The sequence below is a fragment of the Mycetocola zhujimingii genome (assembly GCF_003065425.1).
Classification (GTDB): Bacteria; Actinomycetota; Actinomycetes; order Actinomycetales; family Microbacteriaceae; genus Mycetocola_A; species Mycetocola_A zhujimingii.
The window spans coordinates 1,317,016-1,335,329 of the sequence record NZ_CP026949.1 but is presented as its reverse complement, the minus strand read 5'-3'; the positions used below and the strand labels follow the sequence as shown (position 1 = coordinate 1,335,329).

Here is an 18,314-nt window from a genome sequence, read left to right as displayed (position 1 = left end):
TGCGCCACGTAGAATCGGCTCCATGCCGCTCTGGACTGAAGTCGCCGACCGTGTGTTTGTGCGGCGCTACCAACCGCTCGATATCTCGGTCGCCCTGATTCTGGGTGAGACCGGCGCGCTGCTCGTCGACACGCGCTGCAACCCGCGCGAGGCGGACGATATCCTCGGTGACGCCGCCTCGTTCGGGCGGGAGATCACCCACGTGGTGAACACACACGCCCACTACGACCACACCTTCGGGAACCAGCGGTTCGCTGAGACGGCCGTTATCTTCGGGCACCACCTCATTCCTCGGCACTTCGCCGAGTTCGAATCCCCCCGCCTCGTCGAGTGGCAGGCCAACCCGGAGGCGCAACCACAGTACGACTGGCACGGCGTCTCGCTCACACCGCCGACGGAACTCCTCGAGTCACCGACCGACCTCGACATCGGCAACCGGATCGTTCGCCTCATTCCCCTCGGGCCAGGGCACACCGACACCGACCTGGTGATCCAGGTCCCCGATGCTGGTGCCTGGATCGTGGGCGACGTTATCGAGGAATCCGGCCCGCCGATGTACGGCTCGGGCAGCTTCCCGCTGGACTGGCCGGGCCAGATCGAGACTCTCGCCGGGATGATCGCCGATTCGGACGTCGTGGTGCCCGGTCATGGTGCTCCCGTCGACCGTGCGTTTGTCCGCGCGCAGGCGGATCTCCTCGGCACCGTCGCCGACGGCATCCGTGAAGCGTTTGCGCGTGCCGAACCGGTCGAACTCGTTGCCGAACGGATAGCGGGGGCGACGGCTCTGCCGCTGGACTTTGCCGAGGCGGGCGTTCACCGCGGATACTCCCTCCTTGCCTCTGGGGATGTCAGCGGATGACCACCACCGTTCGGGTGGACAGCTGGCTGTGGGCGGTCCGCGTGTACAAGACACGGTCGATGGCAACGACGGCGGCACGGGCCGGGCACGTGCGCGTCGCCGGCGACAGGGTCAAGGCGTCGCATCCGGTGAAGATCGGCGACGAGGTGCGGGTCCGGCAGAACGGATTCGACAGGATCGTCGTCGTGAACCGGCTGGTGACGAAACGCGTTGGCGCCTCTGTCGCCGCAGAGTGCCTCATCGACCGAACTCCCCCGCCACCGCCGCGGGAGGAAATTGCGTTGCAGCCGACGCGCGATCGTGGCGCCGGGCGCCCAACCAAGCGCGAGCGCCGCGACCTGGAGAAACTCCGGGGTCGGGAACAACCCGAGCAGTGACTGCTCCGTCTAGGCTGGGCGCGTGGACATGCTGACCTCAGACCTGCTCGAGCGGTTCCGCTCCCGTGCACCCGGGTACGACCAGCGCAACGCCTTCTTCACCGAAGATCTGGCCGACCTCCGCGACGTGGGGTACCTCGCGCCGCAGTCACTGCTGGACGCTGTCAGGAACCAGCGCATGCTCGCCCGGTTCGCGCCGGCGACGGCGCTCGGCGTCAACATGCACCACGTTGTCGTCGGTGTCGCCCGAGTGGTGTCGGCGGGCGGGGACTCAAGCCTCGACTGGATCCTCGACGACGCACGTGCGGGCGAGCTGTTCGCGTTCGGCAACAGCGAGGCCGGCAACGACCAGGTGATGTTCGACTCGAGAACCCGCGCGGAACCCCAGGACGACGGTTCGTACCTGTTCACAGGCACCAAGATCTTCACCTCGCTGTCACCGGCGTGGACGCGACTGGGAATCTTCGGCAGGGACGATTCCGACCCAGACGCGCCGGTCCTCGTGCACGGATACCTCACCCGCGAGACGCCGGGGCACCGAACGGCCGGTGAGTGGAACACCCTGGGGATGCGGGCGACGCAGAGCTTCACCACTGTGCTCGAGAACGCGCGGGTGGCGCCGGAGCGGATCGCGAGGAGGTTGCCGGTCGGGCCGAGCTCCGACCCATACATCTTCGGCATCTTCAGCAACTTCCTCCTGCTCATCAGCGCGGTCTACGCCGGCATCGCCGACCGGGCCCTCGAGCTCGGCGGCGAGGCTGCTCACCGCAGGACATCGATGAAGGCCGGTGGGCGCAGTTACGCCGATGACCCCGACATCCGCTGGCAACTGGCCGACGCCGCTATCGCTCTCGATTCGCTGAAACCGCAGATTGAGTCCCTCGCCGCGGATGTCGACTCGCGCGTCGATCACGGCGCCGCGTGGTCCCGGTTGCTGGCCGGCACCAAGACCAGGTCGGTCGACGTCGCCAGGTCGGTCGTCGAGTCGGCGATCCGGTGCTCGGGCGGGTCGTCGTACTCCGCCGACAACGAGCTGAGCCGCCTGTACCGGGATGCGCTCGCCGGGCTGTTTCACCCGAGCGATCCCGAGTCAGCGCACGCTACGGTCGCCTCGCACCTGCTCGGGCCGGTGTCCACCCGCGAGTGACGGGTCCCGCTCAGGTTGCCGCTGGCGTTGAGGCTGCCGCCGGCGTTGAAGATGCCGCCACTGGGGCAGGTTCGACGCCGGCACGCGTACGCTTCTCGGCCTCGATGGTGATGCGGTTGGCCATCCCGTTGAAAATGATGCCGTGGAACGGCAGGATCGCAAACCAGTACAGGCGGCCGCCGAGTCCCTGGGGGAAGAAGATGGCCCGCTGGCGATAGTGCGACCCCGTCGGCGTCGGTGTTGCCTCCAGCTCGAGCCATGCCCGGCCCGGCACTCGCATCTCCGCGCGGAGCCTCAGTCTCGTTCCCCGGTCGATCAGCTCGACCCGCCAGAAGTCGAGGGCATCACCGGTCTGCAGTCGTGACGGATGCCGCCTCCCGCGCCTCAGTCCAACGCCACCGACGAGCTTGTCCATCCAGCCGCGTGCCGCCCATGCCAGCGGGAACGAATACCAGCCGTTGTCTCCCCCGATCCCCTCGATGATTGCCCAGAGGTCAGCGACGCTCGCGGTGGTGTCGCGCTCCTTGATGTCGGTGAAGACCATGTGCCCCGCCCAGAGCGGGTCGCTCGGGAGCGGGTTACTCGGCGCTCCGAAAACCGACGCGTCCTGCCAGCTGGTCTCGATGTCGCCCTCGCGCATCCGGGCAAGGGCGAGCCTCACGGCGGCGCGATAGCCGGTCAGGCCGCCGGCAGGTGGTGGGATGTAGCGGTCGATGTCGTGCTCAAGGGCGACGCAGTCATATTGCAGTGAGGAGATGATCGCAACGGCGAGGCTCCGCGGGATTGGCGTCACCAGGTTCACCCACTGCGACGCGAGCCACGGCGTGAGCACGGGCAGTGCAGCAATGGGCCGCTGCTTCAGCCCGGCCTCGAGGGCGTACCCGTTCATCATCTGCCCGTACCTGAGGACGTCAGGGCCGCCGATGTCGAACGTGCGGTTGACATCGCCCGGCAGCTTCGCCGCCTCCACGAGGTAGTACAGCACGTCGCGAATCGCGATCGGCTGGATCCTGTTGCGCACCCACCGGGGCGCCGGCATGTACGGAAGCACGTCGGTGAGGTGCCTGATCATCTCAAATGACGCCGAACCGGAGCCGATCACGACGCCGGCTTGAAGAGCAACGGTTGGTACAGGTGACGACAGGAAGATGTCGCCGACAGCCACGCGGGATCGCAGATGTTCCGAGAGAGGGATTCCCGCTGGGTGGAGTCCACCCAGGTAGATGATGCGGGACACCCCGGCGTCGGCGGCAGCGGCAGCGACGTTGCGGGCTGAACTGGTCTCTACCTCCTCGAACCTGCCACCGGCACCCATGGAGTGCACGAGGTAGTAGAGGGTGTCGACATCGACGCACGCGTCGGCGACGGCATCCGCGTTTGTCAGGTCGCCCTCAACCACCTCGACGTCGTCCCGCCATGGCACGTCGATGAGCTTGCGGGCGTTGCGGACGAAGACACGAACGGTGAATCCGGCGTCGAGGAGTCGAGGGACGAGTCGCCCGCCGACGTAGCCGGTGGCACCTGTGACAAGAACGCGGGAAGAGGACATACGGCCGAGACTACGTCCCAGGACGCCGGTGGGCCCCCTTCCCGCTCGAACTCACTCCGTGATCACAGACAACACGTTGCCGGCCGGATCCCGGAACCACGCGATGTCAGGCCCGTTGCCGCGACTGATGCCTTTTTCGTCGGTCGGCAGCTCGTCATCGTCGTAGATCTTGGTGGTGACGCCCGCTGCATTGAGTTCGTCGACAGCCACGCCGACGTCGTCGACAACAAAGTTGAGAATGGTGAACGACGCGGGCGAGTGATTCGGTTTCGGATAGATGATGACCCTCGCGCCACCCGGCAGCGTGAGCTGGAGGACACCCATCTCGCCCGGCGAAACGTCGAGGCCGAGCGTTTCACCGTAGAAACGCCTGGCGGCATCCAGATCGTTCACACTGAATCCACCGAATGCTTGGCTGGTCGTTAGCATGTGCGCTCCCTTGCCTGGTTATGTTCTCGTTTTTACTCCGCGCCCCCGCGGACGGCAAGGGAGGAAAGGGCAGCTGCGAGGGGGCATCCGCACCACATCGCAAGCCCTTGAATCTCGGGCAGCCGGGTGGCACGGTCGCAGTATGACTCGATTCGGATACACACTCATGACCGAACAGAGCGGGCCGAGGGAACTCGTCCGTTACGCGATCGCCGCGGAGAACGCGGGCTTCGACTTCGAAGTTTCGAGCGACCACTATTCGCCGTGGCTCACGGAACAGGGCCACGCATCCTACGCCTGGTCGGTGCTCGGCGCCGTCGCCCAGGCGACAAACCGGGTGGACCTCGCCACTTTCGTCACCTGCCCAACCATGAGGTACCACCCCGCCGTCGTCGCCCAGAAGTCAGCGACCATGCAGTTGCTCTCCGAAGGCCGTTTCATTCTTGGTCTTGGATCGGGCGAGAACCTCAACGAGCACGTCGTCGGCGAGGGCTGGCCGTCGGTTGACGTGCGACAGGACATGCTCGTAGAGGCGGCGACCATCATCCGCGAGCTGCACACCGGTGAACTCGTCACCTGGCAGGGCGAGTATTTCCGGGTCGACTCGGCCCGCGTGTGGGATGCACCGGATGGCGGAGTGCCGATCGGGATCGCCGTGTCCGGCGAGAAGTCGATTTCGCGGTTCGCTCCCCTCTCCGACCATTTCATCTCGACGGTGCCGGACGGCGCGGCGGTCGAGAAGTGGCGCGAGGCCCGCGGGGAGAACGCCGATTCGTCCCGGGTGATCGGGCAGATTCCGATCTGCTGGGGACCGGACAAGAAAGAGGCCGTCGCGAAGGCACACGAGCAGTTCCGGTGGTTCGGCGGTGGCTGGGCTGTCAACGCAGACCTGCCGACGCCGGCAGGATTCGCCGGCGCCTCGCAATTCGTCCGCGAGGATGACATTGCCGAATCGATTGCGTGCGGTCCCGATCTCGATGAGCTCGCCGAAAGCGCGCGCGCATTCATCGACGCCGGCTTCACCGATATCGCCCTCATCCAGATCGGCGACGAGCGCCAGGATGAGTTCCTCGCCACGGCCGCTGAGCCACTCCTCGACAAGCTGCGCGCGCTGTGAGCGGCCGGACACCCACAGGGAGCACTATGGCACACCGACAACGGCAGGGACGCCGACCGACGCTGACCAGGAACGTCGCACCGGGGGTGCATCGCCTCGAGCATGCGTATGTCAACTGCTACCTGATCGAAGAGGGAGACGCGGTCACCCTCGTGGATGCGGCATTCCCATCCACCTGGGCGCCGTTGTTGCTCGCGCTCGACGAGATCGGGCGTTCGAGGCGCGACATCGAGGCCGTCGTGCTCACGCACGCCCACTTCGACCACCTCGGTTTCGCCGCTCGGGCCCAGGCTGAACTTCGAGTGCCGATCTGGGTGAACCGGGCGGACGAACACCTCGCCGCTCATCCGTACCACTACCAGCGGGAACGCACACCGTTCGTCTACCCGTTGAAGTACCCGGCCGCCATCCCCGTGCTCGCCGGCATGACAGCCGCTGGCGCACTCACCGTCAAAGGCGTCGAGAAGGTGGAGTACCTTCCGGAGAACGGCGTGCTGGATGTTCCGGGGCGACCCGAGATCGTCTTCACTCCCGGCCACACGTTCGGGCACACCGCGCTGCATCTCCCCGAACGCGGCGCCCTGCTGTCCGGCGATGCGCTCGTCACGCTCGACCCATACAAGGGAACGCGCGGGGCGCAGATCATCGCCGGCGCAGCAACAGCGGACTCGGCGATGGCGCTCGACACGCTGAGCGCGCTCGCCGACACCGATGCGGAACTGGTGCTTCCCGGGCACGGTGAGCCGTGGACGGGAGGCGTCCGCAGGGCTGTCGACGCCGCACGCGCCTTCGGAGCGTCGTAGGAGGGCAGATGATCACCTTCGTGCGGGGCGACATCACCACGATGCGGGTGGACGCCATAGTGAACGCCGCGAACAACTCGTTGCTCGGCGGCGGCGGCGTCGACGGTGCGATCCACCGCGCCGGCGGCCCGGAGATCCTCGCCGAGTGCATGAAGCTCCGCGACACGGTGCTCCCCCACGGACTGCCGACCGGCGAGGCTGTGGCGACCACGGCTGGACGACTACCGGCGAAACACGTGATCCACACCGTCGGCCCGGTCTGGGACCCGAACGAGGACCGCTCGGAGCTTCTGGCATCCGCCTATCGAAACAGCCTGAGAGTCGCCGACGAACTCGGCGCTGCAACCGTGGCGTTTCCGGCGATCTCCGCAGGCGTGTACGGCTGGCCCCTCGCGGATGCCGCCCGGATCGCTGTCCGGACGGTCCGCGAGGTGGACCCGCCAGCCGACGTCACTTTTGTGCTGTTCTCACAGCAGACGCTCGATGCTTTCCGCTCTGCGGAGTAAGCAGCGTCCTGTACTTCCTAGGCGAGGAACTCGGCGATCAGCACGGCGTGCGGCGCGAGGGTGATCGCACTGTCGTGCCGCCCGCGGACCGCGTCGCCATCCGAGGCGAACGACAGCAGTTCGCCGCCCACACGTGCGGGAATCGTGTGCTCCTCCTCGTCGAAGTTGATCACGACAGCCACGCTGCCACGACGGAGCACGAGCCAGCGCTCGTCCTCATCGACCTCGACTCCCGTCGCGCCGAAACGCGGGTCGACGAGGTCGGGCCGTGCCCGGCGGAGCGCCGTGAGTTCCTTGTACCAGTCGAGCAGTCTCGCCGAGTCGACACTCTCGAGTTCGTTCCAGTCGAGCTTGGAGTTCTCGAACGTCGACAGCTCCTGCGGGTCAGGCACCACGTTCGGGTCCCAGCCCATGCGTTCGAATTCGGCGATCCGGCCCTCGGCCGTTGCCTTTCCGAGTTCGGGTTCGGGGTGCGAGGTGAAGAACTGCCACGGGGTCTTTGCGCCCCACTCCTCCCCCATGAACAGCATGGGTGTGAAGCCGGAGGCCAGGGTCAGCGTCGCGGCGATGGCGAGCTGTCCCGGGTCGAGGGTGGCGCCCAACCGGTCACCGGTTGCGCGGTTTCCGATCTGGTCGTGGTTCTGGTTGGCGACCACCAGCCGCCACGACGGCATCCGCTGGGTGTCGATCGCACGACCGTGTGTCCGGCCACGGAAGCTCGAGAAGGTGCCGTCGTGGAAGAACCCACGGGTGAGGACCTTCGCGAGGGCCGAGAGCGGCTCGAAGTCGGCGTAGTAGCCGGTGGTCTCGCGGGTGAGAGCGACGTGCACCGCGTGGTGGAAGTCGTCGCTCCACTGGCCGTCGAGTCCGTACCCGTTCGCCTCACGCGGGGTGATCAGCGTGGGGTCGTTGAGGTCGGACTCGGCGATGAGGCTGAGCGGGCGACGTACAGCCGCGCTCAGTGCGGCAACACGTGTCGCCATCTCTTCGAGCAGGTGGGTCGCCCGCGAGTCGACGAGCGCGTGAACCGCATCGAGCCTGAGTCCGTCGACGTGGTAGTCGTCGAGCCACATCAGCACGTTCTCGAGGATGTACTCGCGCACGGTGTCCGAGTGCTCACCGTCGAGGTTGATCGATGATCCCCAGGTGTTGCCAGGGCCGTCGGTCAGATACGGGCCGAAGTTCGGCAGGTAGTTTCCGCTCGGGCCGAGGTGGTTGTACACGACGTCCTGGATGACGCCGAGCCCGGCGGCGTGGCAGGCATCGACGAAGCGCTGGTAGCCAGCGGGACCGCCGTAGCTCTCGGAGACGGCGTACCACAGCACTCCGTCGTATCCCCAGTTGTGCGTTCCGTTGAACGCGTTGACGGGGAGAACCTCGACGAAGTCGATGCCGAGGTCGACCAGGTGGTCGAGTTTGGCGATCGCCGAGTCGAAGGTGCCCTCAGGCGTGAATGTGCCGATGTGCATCTCGTAGATGACTCCGCCGCCGAGCTGGCGCCCGCTCCACGCCGAGTCGTTCCACCGGTACTCGGTGGGATCGAACGTGCGCGACAGCTCGTGCACGCCGTTCGGCTGGCGACGCGAGCGAGGGTCGGGAAACGGCCCGGCCCCATCGATGCGGTAGCCGTAATCGCTGTCGCTCGCGACGACGTCGGATGCCGGAACCCACCAGCCGTCGGTCCCCCGCGTCATCTCGGCTGAACTGTCGCCGAGGACGAGTTCAACGTGCTCGGCGTTCGGCGCCCATACGGTGAACGGTTCGCGGTGTCGTCGGATCATTCGTTCTCTCCAAGAAGTGAGGTGAGGTCGGTGTCATCGGGAACGAGGAGCGCCACCGGGTACTGCGCGAACAGGTCAGCGACCTTGAGCGGGCCACCGGCGTACCGTTCTCCGGTGAAGGCGTCGACGAGGGGCCGTCCCGCGACGACGACCGTGGTGTCGCCCCAGCCTCCGTTTTTCTCGAGACCGACAGGAAGCCGCGTCGCCAGGGTGATCGCGTCTCCCCTGTCGAACGCGACAAGGTGTGCGGCCGCTGTGCCGTATGCGGGCAGCGGCAGGTAGCGGGAGAACCACTCGGGCCGGTCACGGCGCAGGCGGAGTGCCCGTGCCGTCACGAGGAGCTTTGCTGCTCCCGTCTCGTCGATCGGCGGGAGCCAGCCCCTGTCGACCCTGGCGAGGTAGTCGCGCCTGAGGTCGAAGTCCACTGGTCGCCGGTTGTCAGGGTCGACGAGGGATGTCTCCCACAGTTCGCTGCCCTGGTACACGTCGGGCACACCGGGTGCCGTGATCTGGATGAGCTTCGCCGACAGCGAGTTCGACCAGCCGGCGGCGGCAACACGGTCAACGAAACCGGTGACGATCTCGTTCACCTCGGGGTTATCGAAGACGGCGTCGATCAGGCCGTGCATGGCCGTCTCGAACTCCTCATTCGGAGCGGTCCACGTCGTCGACGTCCCCGCTTCCCTCGAAGCTTTCTCGGCGTAGGCGTGCAGTCGCTCCCGCGAGGCCGGCCACGCGCCGATGACCGCTTCCCAGAGCAGCTGCTCGAATGGTCCATCACCGATCGGTACCAGTGCGCGGAGCCGTCCGAGCGTCTCCTCCCACTCACGCGGGATCTCGGCGATGACCGAAATGCGGCTGCGGACATCCTCGCCACGCTTCGTGTCGTGCGTCGAGAGCGTGGTGAGCGACGCCGGAAGGGCGGCCTGTCGCGCCTGCTGCCTGCGGTGGAACTCGGCCACGTTGATGGCGAACTCACCAGGGTCTGCCCCGACCTCGTTGAGTGAGGTCAGGCGGCTGAACCGGTAGAAGGCCGTGTCTTCCACGCCCTTCGCCATGACCATTCCCGAGGTCTGCTGGAACCGGATGGCAGCGGGGTGCTCCGCGTCGGCAAGCACCGGGTAGAGGGCATCAATTCGCTCGGCGAGGTCCGGGCGGCGTGCCGCCGCCGAGCGGGCGGCCTCAGCGAGGTGGTCCTCGCCGAACGGAAGGTATGACCGGTACACCGGGAAGCACGCGAGCAGCTCAGCGATGGCATCGTCCGCGCCGGAGATCTCCGGAACGAGACGGGCCAGCCGCAGCACCTCCGAGCGGAGGATGCCGTCGGCGATTCGCCGCTTGTTCTCGTAGATCAGCTCCGGCCAGACATCATCCATCGACGCCGTCGTGTCTTCGAGGTTGCCCTCGAGCGCATCGAGGCGTGCCCTGCCGGCGGGATCGACGAGAACGCGGTCGATGTCGCCGAGCGCGTCGTAACCGGTGGTGCCGGCTGCTGCCCAGTTCGGCGGCAGTCCCTCATCGCCCTCGAGAATCTTCTCGACCAGGACGTACACGCCGCCCGTGGCCTTCTGGAGTGCGTCAAGGTAGTCGCCGGGGTGCGCGAGTCCGTCCGGGTGGTCCACCCGGATGCCGTGCACGAGGTCTTCGTTCACCCAGCGGAGAATCTCCGCGTGGGATTCAGCAAATACCCACGGCACCTCGACGCGGATGCCGGCGAGCGAGTTGACCGCGAAGAACCTGCGGTAGTTGAGCTCGGCGTCTGCCCTGCGCCAGTTGACCAGTTCGTAGTTCTGGCGGGAGTGCACGGTGCGGGGGTCTGCGCCGTCGTCAGCGGTACCAGCGGCAACCGGATACCGGTTGTCGTAGTAGTGCAGCTCGCCGTCGACGAGGGTAAGCGCATCGAGTTCGTCGTCACCGTCACCGAGCACGGGAATGCGGATCTTGCCGCCGCCCGCCGCCCAGTCGACGTCGAAGGCCTCCGCGTAGCGGGACCCTTCGCCCTTGGCGAGGAGGTCCCACCACCACCCGTTCGACACGGGGGTTTCGACACCCATGTGGTTGGGGACGATGTCGACGAGGATGCCCATTCCCTTGGCTTTCGCGGCCTTCGCAAGCCGGTCGAGCGCTTCGGGGCCGCCGCGGGCCTGGTCGACGCGCGAGTGGTCGACGACGTCGTAACCGTGGTCGCTTCCCGCCTCCGCTTCGAGCAGAGGCGACAGGTAGAGCCAGTCGGCGCCCAGGTCGTGAACGTAGTCGACGACGCCACGGGCGGCATCGAGGTCGAACGTCTGCCGGATCTGCAGTCGATACGTGGATGCGGGGATTCTCAACTCACAGCTCCCGGCTTGACGTCGGTGCTCGACGTCGTCTGCGAACCGCTCAGTACGGCGAGGGATGCCGCAACCGAGTGGTCAGGCTCGGCTTCCGGCGCGGTGTATGCGCGCATGACGAGGAGGCTCCTGCCCTTGACCGTCTGCGTCGATCCTGCGGCGCGGGGAACGCTGTCGGCTCCTTCACCGGCCGTGTCGACAACGATCTCCCATTCGGCGGAGTATTCCTCCGGCGGAAGGGTGAACTCGGCGTCTTCGGCGTCAGCGTTGAAATAGAGCAGGAAGTGCACGTCGCTGACGTTCTGGCCTCGAGCGTCGCGTTCACGGATGCCTTCACCGTTGAAGAAGACACCGACCGTCTTGGCCAGTTCTTCGTCCCAGTCCTCCGGCTGCATTTCCATGCCGCCTTCGTTGAGCCACACGATGTCGGGCAGAGGCTCCCCCTCGCCACGGCGGACGGGCCGGCCGTCGAAGAAGCGGCTCCGGCGGAACACCGGGTGCTCCTTCCTGAGTCGCGCAACGGCGGACGTGAACTCGATCAGCGGTACGTCGACGACGTCCCAGTGCAGCCAGGTGAGTTCGTTGTCCTGGGCGTAACCGTTGTTGTTGCCGTGCTGTGTGCGTCCGAGTTCGTCACCGTGGAGGATCATCGGGACACCCTGCGAGAGCAGCAGCGTCGCAATCATGTTGCGCTGCTGGCGGGCGCGGAGACCGAGCACCTCAGGATCGTCGGTGTCACCCTCAACGCCGGAGTTCCACGACCGGTTGTGTGACTCACCGTCGTTGTTGTCCTCGCCGTTGGCCTCGTTGTGCTTCTCGTTGTACGACACGAGGTCGCGCATGGTGAAACCGTCGTGCGCCGTCACGAAGTTGATGGATGCAACCGGCCGGCGTCCCGAGTGCTCGTAGAGGTCGGCGGAACCGGTGATACGGGCGGCGAATTCGCCGAGCGTCGATGGTTCACCGCGCCAGAAGTCGCGGACCGTGTCGCGGTACTTTCCGTTCCACTCGGTCCACTGCGAGGGGAAGTTACCCACCTGGTAGCCGCCGGGACCGACGTCCCACGGCTCGGCGATGAGCTTCACCTGCGAAACGATGGGGTCCTGCTGGACGAGCTCGAAGAATGTCGACAGCTTGTCAACCTCGTAGAGGTCGCGCGCCAGTGCCGATGCCAGGTCGAACCGGAATCCGTCGACGTGCATTTCGGTGACCCAGTAGCGCAGCGAGTCCATGATGAGCTGCAGCGAGTGGGGGTGACGCACGTTGAGCGTGTTACCCGTGCCCGTGTAGTCGGTGTAGTAGCGCTTGTCGTTGTCTTCGAGGCGGTAGTAGGCCTCGTTGTCGATGCCACGGAAGGAGAGGGTCGGGCCCATGTGGTTGCCCTCTGCGGTGTGGTTGTACACCACGTCGAGGATGACCTCGATGTCTGCCGCGTGCAGCGACTTGACCATGCCCTTGAATTCCTGGACCTGCTGGCCGGCCTCGCCCGTCGACGAGTACTCGTTGTGCGGCGCGAAGAACCCGATCGTGTTGTAGCCCCAGTAGTTCCGGAGTCCCTTGTCGAGGAGGGTGGAGTCCTGGACGAACTGGTGGACCGGCATGAGCTCGATCGCCGTGACGCCGAGCCGCTGAAGGTGCTCGATCGTTGCCGGGTGAGCGATACCCGCGTAAGTGCCACGCTGGGCTTCCGGGATCTGGTCGTTGAGCTTCGTCAGCCCCTTGACGTGTGCTTCGTAGATGACGCTGCTGTTGTACGGCGTGCGCGGGTGCCGGTCGCCTGACCAGTCGAAGAACGGGTTCACGACGACGCTGAGCATCGAGTGCGCGGCGCTGTCTTCGTCGTTACGGGAATCCGGGTCGCCGAAGTTGTACGAGAACAGCGACTGGTCCCAGTCGTACGTGCCGCACGTTGCCTTGGCGTACGGGTCGAGCAGCAACTTGTTCGGGTTGAGCCGTTTGCCATGCTCAGGGGCGTACTCGCCATGGACGCGGTAGCCATACCGCTGGCCCGGCTGCGCCTCAGGCAGGTAGCAGTGCCAGACGTAGGCTTCTGAGTCCCGCAGCTCGACCCGGGTCTCCGTGCCGTCCTCATCAAAGAGGCAGAGCTCGATCCGCTCAGCGGCTTCGCTGTAAATTGCGAAGTTTGTCCCACTGCCGTCGTAGGTTGCACCTAGCGGGTACGCGGTTCCTGGCCAGCTTTCCATCGATCTCCTCGTAAAGCGTTATCGCGCGCGCAAAAAATTCGCGCGGGTCCCTCAAATCTAGTTCGTTCGCACGATCGTCCCGTTCGACCGAGGTGGGTCTAGCTTTCGCGGCGATCGGATGCTATAGAAATCGCGGGAACCGTCCCGCTGAGTGGCAGGTCCGGGCCCGCAACACACGGAACAGGGCATATCGGCTCTTGCGGTGCCGGAAGCCCGCGAGTTCGATGGGGCCTGCGGAACCGAACCGGCGGGACGGCACCGGCGACGGGGTGGTCGCCTGTCGACGAGAGGACGAGCGAGTGGATTCACAGACGCACGAACTGGCGGAACTCTGGCGCAGGGACGGCACTTTCTCATCGGTCTTCATTGACGCCAACGGAACATGGGACGGGCCGGGCCACGACGGCGAGGCGCGCAGGCGACAGGTGCTTGACCGGCTGGCCAGGGCCGGCGCTCCGGATGCCGATCTCGCGACTGTCGAGAGGATTCTTGCCGTTCCGACAGGCACCGCCGGACCGCACTCGAGGTTCCTCGTCGTGCACAACGGCGAGCCGCTTCTGGATGAAGTCCTCTCCGGCCCGCTGGTGTGGCCGGAAACCGTTGCCTACCTCGAAATCCCCGACCTTGTCCCGCTTGTGAAGTACAAGCAGAACGACGTCGTCTACCTGGTGGTCGAAGCAGGACGGGGCAATGGCGAGATCCACGCCTATCGCGCCTCCCACGTCGCGGCTCTCCGGCACGAGAACATCGAGGGCAGGACCGACAGCCTCAACAAGGTACAGGCGGGCGGGTGGTCCCACAGCAATTATCAGCACCACTCGGAAGAAATCTGGAAGCAGAACCAGTCTCAGCTGGCCACGGCAGTCAATGAACTCGTTCGGGAGCTCCGACCCGGCTTTGTCCTGCTCGCGGGTGACGTTCGCGCGGTCCAGCTGTTGAGCGAGGAACTGTCGGCAGCGGCCAGGGACATCAGTACCGTAGTACCAGCGAACCTCCTGGCGGCGGGATCATCCCGGGAGTCGCTGCAGGCACGCATCTCGCGCAAACTCGAGGAGATTCGGCAGAGGGCCCAGTCGCTCCTGCTCGACAAACTCTCCGCCGGCGACTCCGAGAACGGGGCGCTGGGCTTCGGGGCCGTCGTACACAGCCTGCAACAGAGCCAGGCAGACACCGTGCTCATCGACTCGGAGGGAACGGACGGCAGGACCCTCCTCGCCCTCGCCGATGCACCCTGGGTTGCGACAGTACCGGAGGAAGCACTCGGCGCGCGCGTCATCGGCCCGGTACCTGCCGTACTCGCGATCGTCAGGGCAGCGACCCTGACCGAGTCGCGCGTTGTGTTCGTCGACCACGGCGTCCTGCCGAAATCAGCCGAGGTAGCGGCCGTTCTGCGGTGGCCGACGGGACCGGCGATCCCGGGCACGCCGAGGTGGGAGCAGGAGCAGGCACAGGGACAGGGACAGGCACAGGGCCAGGGCTGAGTCGGTTGCCCACGCGATACGCTGGCAGCCGAATCCGATCGATACCGATCGGAGCGACGATTGCATCGGAAGGACGACGCCCATGACGCCGGAAGACGAGAAGAACCAGGGAACTCCGGCGGGCGACACCGACAGCACGCCCGCCGCCGTGAAGCACGAAGCCCCGGGTCGGGCGCCCAACTACGCTGAGCGCATCACCGGCGAGGACGACCCGGATGACATGGATGGCCTGGTCACGCTCGACGACCTGCCGGACCGCACGGGAGACGCATCCGACCTCGGGGCGCTCAAGCGAAAGGCAACCGAGTACGGCGACGGTTCAGCCGGCTGAGCCGCACAACCCATTGCCACCGGGAAGCGTCGAGCCCTACTGTGTTTCGGATGCGCCACTTCACGAGAGCCAGACCACGACGATCTGACCGGAGCAGCGCGCCTGCCGTGGCACTCGCGATAATGTTCGCGGTCACCGGCGCCATCCATTTCGTGCGTCCGTCGGTGTTCGACCCGATTGTTCCGCGCGCCCTGCCCGGCCCGAGCAGATTCTGGACCGTCGCGTCGGGCGTCGCGGAGTGGGCGTTGGCCCTGCTGGCCTGGAACCGGCCAACCCGGAACCTCGCCGGGCTCCTCTCTGCGGTGTTCCTGGTTGCGGTGTTCCCCGCCAATGTGCGTACCGTGGGTATCCTCCGCCGAAAGCCGTGGCCTGCGCGGTTGATCGCTCTTGCCCGCCTGCCCCTGCAACTCCCCCTCGTTGCACTCGCCCTGCGGGTGGGACGGGGCGACCGATGACTCTCACGCCATCCGGCATCGCCGGTGGCACGCTCGCGGGGGTTTTCGGTCTGCTGCGGGCGCTCCGCCCACCGCGACCGATTCATCCGCACGGGGTCGCACTCACCGGTTCGCTCCGCTGGCTCACCGGCCGCGGCGCGTCCGGCATCGACTTCATCGACCATCCGCACACCAGCGAACTCCCGCTCACGGCGCGAGTGTCGCGATCGATCGGGGTACCGGCACCGCTGCCCGATGTCATCGGTCTTGCCCTTCGCTTCGAGACGACGGGAGCTCCGGCGGACCTGTTGCTTGCCTCAACCGGATTCGGCGTGCCATCGCGGTTCTGGCTCGCGGCGCACCGGTCACCGAGCCGCGCACGGCTCACAACCCTGATGCCGCTCCGAACACCGAACGGCCCGCTCCTGATCGCCGCACGTACGCTCGAACCGGCCGATCTGCCGACCGACGTCGGTCAGCTCGCGACCCGACTGGAGTCGACGAGCTGGCGGCTGAAGCTGTACCACGCGACCCCGCTCGGCCACTGGCATCCGTTTGCCATTGTCGAACTGTGGCGGGAACCCGGTGCCATCGACACCATCGACCGGTACGACCCGGTACGACACCCGCTGCCCGGCACAACGACATACCGGTGGGAACGCCGGCTGCGTGAGCCCTCGTACCTGAGCGTGCAGCGCCACACCCAGTAACGCCAACACGTAACGCCACCAGCAACATCACACAGAAAGGCAGGACATGAAGACGTCAGACATTCTTGCGGATGCCTTCGGGCGGATTTCGGAGGGCGTGCACAGCGCGCTCGACGGCATTGATGCACAGCGACTGCTCGCGCGAGCTGACCCGGAGTCGAACACCATCGCGTGGCTCATCTGGCACCTCACCCGGGTACAGGACGATCACATTGCCGACCTGCTCGACACCGGTCAGATCTGGATCACGGCGGGGTGGGTCGACCGTTTCCGGCTGCCGTTCCCGCCCGAGGACACCGGATACGGGCACTCAAGCGACGATGTCGCCCAGGTGGTGGTGAGCTCGCCCGAGCTGTTGCTCGGGTATTTCGACGAGGTCAGCGATCGCACCGCCCACTTCGTCAGCGGACTCGCCGATGACGAGCTTGACCGGATCGTCGATGAGAGGTGGGATCCTCCGGTTACCCTCGGGGTCCGCCTCGTCAGCGTTCTCGCCGACGACCTACAGCATGCCGGTCAGGCGGCATTCCTTCGCGGGATCCTTGACCGGGAGAATCGCTAAGGGCGGGCCTAGCGCTGACGCTCGGCGAGCCGTCCGAGCGCAGTGAGCGGAATCGACAGCCAGTCGGGGCGGTTGCGCGCCTCGTAGACGGCTTCATACAGTGCTTTGTCCATCTCGAACGCGTCGAGGAGTTCGCGGTGGTCCCTGAGGTCGACCCCCGATCCGTCGATGTAGCCGCTGAGGAATGCCTTCCGCGACGCACTGGTCCAGTTCCGGGCCTCCTCGGTGCTGCCGAGAGAGCCGGCGACGTAGTCAAAGCTTCGCAGCATGCCGGCGACGTCCCTGAGCGTGAAGTCAGGCTGGGAGCGCTCCTCCATCGGCCTGAGCGGTTCGCCCTCGAAGTCGAGGAGTACCCAGTGTCCATCAGCCGCGAGCAGCACCTGGCCGAGGTGGTAATCACCGTGGATGCGCTGGAGCGCCGGCCACTCGATCGACGCCGTCGACTCGTAGAGGGCCTCAATCGTTTCGCGGAATTCCGCGACAGCAGGGACCTCGTCGATGGCGAGCAGCAGTCGCGAGCGCCAACTGGCCAGGGTCGCATCGATCTCGTCCCGGCTCGGTGCCGCAGTGCCGAACGAACCGGCGAGCAAACCGTGGACCTCGGCGGTCACTGTGCCGAGCGAGTACGCCCGCGCCGTGAAGTCTTCGCCGTTCTCGGCTGAGCGAAGAGCGAATCTCCACGCGTCCTCCGACCCGGACAGGAATTCCTGCGCAAAGGCGAGGTGGCCCCTGGCCCGACCCGTGGCCTGGCCGATGTCATCCCACTCCCCGACGACACAGCCGATGGAGTGTGGGACGTTGAGGGACCCGGATGCGGCGAGCGCCGCCTGAAGGACGACGTCGGGGTTCTCGCCGTTGTGCAGCGCACGGAACACCTTGCAGATCACACGGTCAATGCCGTTTTCACTGCGGACGTGGTAAATGATCGAGGTGTTCGACTGCTCGCCACGGAGAACCCGCGACGAGACGATGTCGGAAATCTCGATCTGACCGAATGCTTCACCGTTCGCGGTAGCGCCGAGCGCTGTCGCCTCCTGGTTGGACCCGATGAGAGTGAGCAGGGCCTTGGCGTATGCGTGGTCGTGCGGTCCGTCGTAGAGGTAGCCCGTCTGGCCGTCGGCCAGCACGATCTCAGCAATGAGTGCCGACTCCGCGTCCGGCAGCGGTGAGGTTCGCTCGGTGACCGGTACCTGGTAGAGCACGGGGTCACGACCCGAGAAGTCCATGATCAGGTGGGTGAAGACCCTGGCATCATCGGATGCCATTTCCCAGCTTCCGATGAGTTCGAGCTGGGGAACGCGCCCCTTGCTGGCAAACCAGCGCTGGGAGACGAGCCAGGGGGAAATGTGTGTGAGCGGACTGTGTTCGAGGGGACGCGCCGGCGAGGACATACATCGAGACTATTGCCTCGAAGCGCTCGCGCTCTGCACGCGGCTCGGGGGTTGACAGGTTCCGGCTCAGTCGCCAGCACGCCTCACGCTGGCCTCACACCGGCGGTAAACCGCGGCGTAGACCAGGAGAGAACCGCAGAGACCCGGGATGAGCAGCCACGCGGCCGGGCGGGAGAAGTCGAGGGTTGACCAGCCGAGCACAATCCCCGCGAGGATGAACCCCAGGCTGACCAGCTGGGCCTGGACGAGGGCACGGTGATGTTCGCCGCGGCTCAGCGAAACGAGTTGCATCCGCCGTCGGCG

At 66.2% G+C, this 18,314-nt stretch carries 18 protein-coding genes; 11 read left to right on the top strand and 7 right to left on the bottom strand.

All coding sequences use genetic code 11. From position 1 onward, the window contains the following. The first annotated feature begins 22 nt into the window (after positions 1-22). From C3E77_RS06310 to C3E77_RS06300, 3 genes are read left to right on the top strand one after another with little or no spacing between them, the layout of a single operon-like run. The gene (locus C3E77_RS06310; protein WP_108390850.1) at positions 23-859 is read left to right on the top strand and encodes an MBL fold metallo-hydrolase; all 837 of its coding nucleotides are present in this window, start codon (positions 23-25) and stop codon (positions 857-859) included. Then, positions 856-1,236, top strand: a complete 381-nt coding sequence (hslR, locus tag C3E77_RS06305) for an Hsp15 family ribosome-associated heat shock protein (RefSeq protein ID WP_108390849.1) — start codon at positions 856-858, stop codon at positions 1,234-1,236. Before C3E77_RS06310 ends, hslR begins: the two co-directional genes overlap by 4 nt. Before the next feature lie 28 nt (positions 1,237-1,264). Continuing rightward, positions 1,265-2,383, top strand: a complete 1,119-nt coding sequence (locus C3E77_RS06300; protein ID WP_198412220.1) for an acyl-CoA dehydrogenase family protein — start codon at positions 1,265-1,267, stop codon at positions 2,381-2,383. Between the two features lie 10 nt (positions 2,384-2,393). On the opposite strand, the gene C3E77_RS06295 is transcribed toward C3E77_RS06300, so the two are convergent. Beyond that, positions 2,394-3,932, bottom strand: coding sequence for an SDR family oxidoreductase (locus tag C3E77_RS06295; RefSeq protein ID WP_108390847.1), 1,539 nt, complete (start codon positions 3,930-3,932; stop codon positions 2,394-2,396). Between the two features lie 51 nt (positions 3,933-3,983). Beyond that, positions 3,984-4,361 (bottom strand): VOC family protein, encoded by a 378-nt coding sequence (locus C3E77_RS06290; RefSeq protein WP_108390846.1) that lies wholly within the window; start codon positions 4,359-4,361, stop codon positions 3,984-3,986. Between the two features lie 142 nt (positions 4,362-4,503). Here C3E77_RS06290 and C3E77_RS06285 point away from each other — a divergent pair, with 142 nt between their 5' ends. From C3E77_RS06285 to C3E77_RS06275, 3 genes are read left to right on the top strand one after another with little or no spacing between them, the layout of a single operon-like run. Further along, positions 4,504-5,478, top strand: coding sequence for a TIGR03557 family F420-dependent LLM class oxidoreductase (locus C3E77_RS06285; protein ID WP_108390845.1), 975 nt, complete (start codon positions 4,504-4,506; stop codon positions 5,476-5,478). 26 nt (positions 5,479-5,504) lie between these two features. Further along, the gene (locus tag C3E77_RS06280) at positions 5,505-6,281 is read left to right on the top strand and encodes an MBL fold metallo-hydrolase (protein WP_108390844.1); all 777 of its coding nucleotides are present in this window, start codon (positions 5,505-5,507) and stop codon (positions 6,279-6,281) included. An 8-nt stretch (positions 6,282-6,289) separates the two neighbouring features. Then, entirely contained in the window at positions 6,290-6,787 is a 498-nt protein-coding gene (locus tag C3E77_RS06275) for an O-acetyl-ADP-ribose deacetylase (RefSeq protein ID WP_108390843.1), read from the top strand. 17 nt (positions 6,788-6,804) lie between these two features. On the opposite strand, the gene treZ is transcribed toward C3E77_RS06275, so the two are convergent. The 3 genes from treZ to glgX are packed head-to-tail and all read right to left on the bottom strand — an operon-like array spanning position 6,805 to position 13,102. Next, a complete protein-coding gene (treZ, locus tag C3E77_RS06270) occupies positions 6,805-8,568 on the bottom strand; it encodes a malto-oligosyltrehalose trehalohydrolase (RefSeq protein WP_108390842.1) in 1,764 nt (587 codons plus the stop codon). Next, entirely contained in the window at positions 8,565-10,898 is a 2,334-nt protein-coding gene (gene treY, locus C3E77_RS06265) for a malto-oligosyltrehalose synthase (protein ID WP_108390841.1), read from the bottom strand. Before treY ends, treZ begins: the two co-directional genes overlap by 4 nt. After that, a complete protein-coding gene (gene glgX, locus C3E77_RS06260) occupies positions 10,895-13,102 on the bottom strand; it encodes a glycogen debranching protein GlgX (RefSeq protein ID WP_108390840.1) in 2,208 nt (735 codons plus the stop codon). Before glgX ends, treY begins: the two co-directional genes overlap by 4 nt. A 299-nt stretch (positions 13,103-13,401) precedes the next feature. Here glgX and C3E77_RS06255 point away from each other — a divergent pair, with 299 nt between their 5' ends. From C3E77_RS06255 to C3E77_RS06235, 5 genes are all read left to right on the top strand, one after another. Further along, positions 13,402-14,583: a baeRF2 domain-containing protein gene (locus C3E77_RS06255; RefSeq protein WP_108390839.1), complete on the top strand. Its 1,182-nt coding sequence runs from the start codon at positions 13,402-13,404 to the stop codon at positions 14,581-14,583. A gap of 82 nt (positions 14,584-14,665) precedes the next feature. Next, positions 14,666-14,914 carry a hypothetical protein gene (locus C3E77_RS06250; protein ID WP_108390838.1) on the top strand — a complete coding sequence of 83 codons (249 nt, stop codon included), beginning with the start codon at positions 14,666-14,668 and terminating at the stop codon, positions 14,912-14,914. A gap of 107 nt (positions 14,915-15,021) precedes the next feature. Then, positions 15,022-15,369: a DoxX family protein gene (locus C3E77_RS06245; protein WP_234031321.1), complete on the top strand. Its 348-nt coding sequence runs from the start codon at positions 15,022-15,024 to the stop codon at positions 15,367-15,369. Next, a complete protein-coding gene (locus C3E77_RS06240) occupies positions 15,366-16,058 on the top strand; it encodes a hypothetical protein (RefSeq protein WP_108390836.1) in 693 nt (230 codons plus the stop codon). Before C3E77_RS06245 ends, C3E77_RS06240 begins: the two co-directional genes overlap by 4 nt. Positions 16,059-16,104: 46 nt before the next feature. Continuing rightward, positions 16,105-16,620: a mycothiol transferase gene (locus C3E77_RS06235; protein WP_108390835.1), complete on the top strand. Its 516-nt coding sequence runs from the start codon at positions 16,105-16,107 to the stop codon at positions 16,618-16,620. A gap of 8 nt (positions 16,621-16,628) precedes the next feature. Here the strand turns inward: C3E77_RS06235 and C3E77_RS06230 are convergent, their stop codons facing one another. Both C3E77_RS06230 and C3E77_RS06225 read right to left on the bottom strand, forming a co-directional pair. Further along, the gene (locus tag C3E77_RS06230; RefSeq protein WP_234031320.1) at positions 16,629-18,011 is read right to left on the bottom strand and encodes a maltokinase N-terminal cap-like domain-containing protein; all 1,383 of its coding nucleotides are present in this window, start codon (positions 18,009-18,011) and stop codon (positions 16,629-16,631) included. 66 nt (positions 18,012-18,077) lie between these two features. Then, positions 18,078-18,302 (bottom strand): hypothetical protein, encoded by a 225-nt coding sequence (locus C3E77_RS06225; RefSeq protein ID WP_108390834.1) that lies wholly within the window; start codon positions 18,300-18,302, stop codon positions 18,078-18,080. Positions 18,303-18,314: the final 12 nt, after the last annotated feature.

Bases quoted from the DNA above. Each gene is read 5' to 3' on its own strand.
- C3E77_RS06310 (WP_108390850.1), top strand. From the start codon at position 23: ATGCCGCTCTGGACTGAAGTCGCCGACCGTGTGTTTGTGCGGCGCTAC.
- hslR (WP_108390849.1), top strand. From the start codon at position 856: ATGACCACCACCGTTCGGGTGGACAGCTGGCTGTGGGCGGTCCGCGTG.
- C3E77_RS06295 (WP_108390847.1), bottom strand. From the start codon at position 3,932: ATGTCCTCTTCCCGCGTTCTTGTCACAGGTGCCACCGGCTACGTCGGC.
- C3E77_RS06235 (WP_108390835.1), top strand. From the start codon at position 16,105: ATGAAGACGTCAGACATTCTTGCGGATGCCTTCGGGCGGATTTCGGAG.
- C3E77_RS06300 (WP_198412220.1), top strand. From the start codon at position 1,265: ATGCTGACCTCAGACCTGCTCGAGCGGTTCCGCTCCCGTGCACCCGGG.
- treZ (WP_108390842.1), bottom strand. From the start codon at position 8,568: ATGATCCGACGACACCGCGAACCGTTCACCGTATGGGCGCCGAACGCC.
- C3E77_RS06230 (WP_234031320.1), bottom strand. From the start codon at position 18,011: ATGTCCTCGCCGGCGCGTCCCCTCGAACACAGTCCGCTCACACACATT.
- C3E77_RS06280 (WP_108390844.1), top strand. From the start codon at position 5,505: ATGGCACACCGACAACGGCAGGGACGCCGACCGACGCTGACCAGGAAC.
- C3E77_RS06285 (WP_108390845.1), top strand. From the start codon at position 4,504: ATGACTCGATTCGGATACACACTCATGACCGAACAGAGCGGGCCGAGG.
- glgX (WP_108390840.1), bottom strand. From the start codon at position 13,102: ATGGAAAGCTGGCCAGGAACCGCGTACCCGCTAGGTGCAACCTACGAC.
- C3E77_RS06250 (WP_108390838.1), top strand. From the start codon at position 14,666: ATGACGCCGGAAGACGAGAAGAACCAGGGAACTCCGGCGGGCGACACC.
- C3E77_RS06290 (WP_108390846.1), bottom strand. From the start codon at position 4,361: ATGCTAACGACCAGCCAAGCATTCGGTGGATTCAGTGTGAACGATCTG.
- C3E77_RS06225 (WP_108390834.1), bottom strand. From the start codon at position 18,302: ATGCAACTCGTTTCGCTGAGCCGCGGCGAACATCACCGTGCCCTCGTC.
- C3E77_RS06240 (WP_108390836.1), top strand. From the start codon at position 15,366: ATGACTCTCACGCCATCCGGCATCGCCGGTGGCACGCTCGCGGGGGTT.
- C3E77_RS06275 (WP_108390843.1), top strand. From the start codon at position 6,290: ATGATCACCTTCGTGCGGGGCGACATCACCACGATGCGGGTGGACGCC.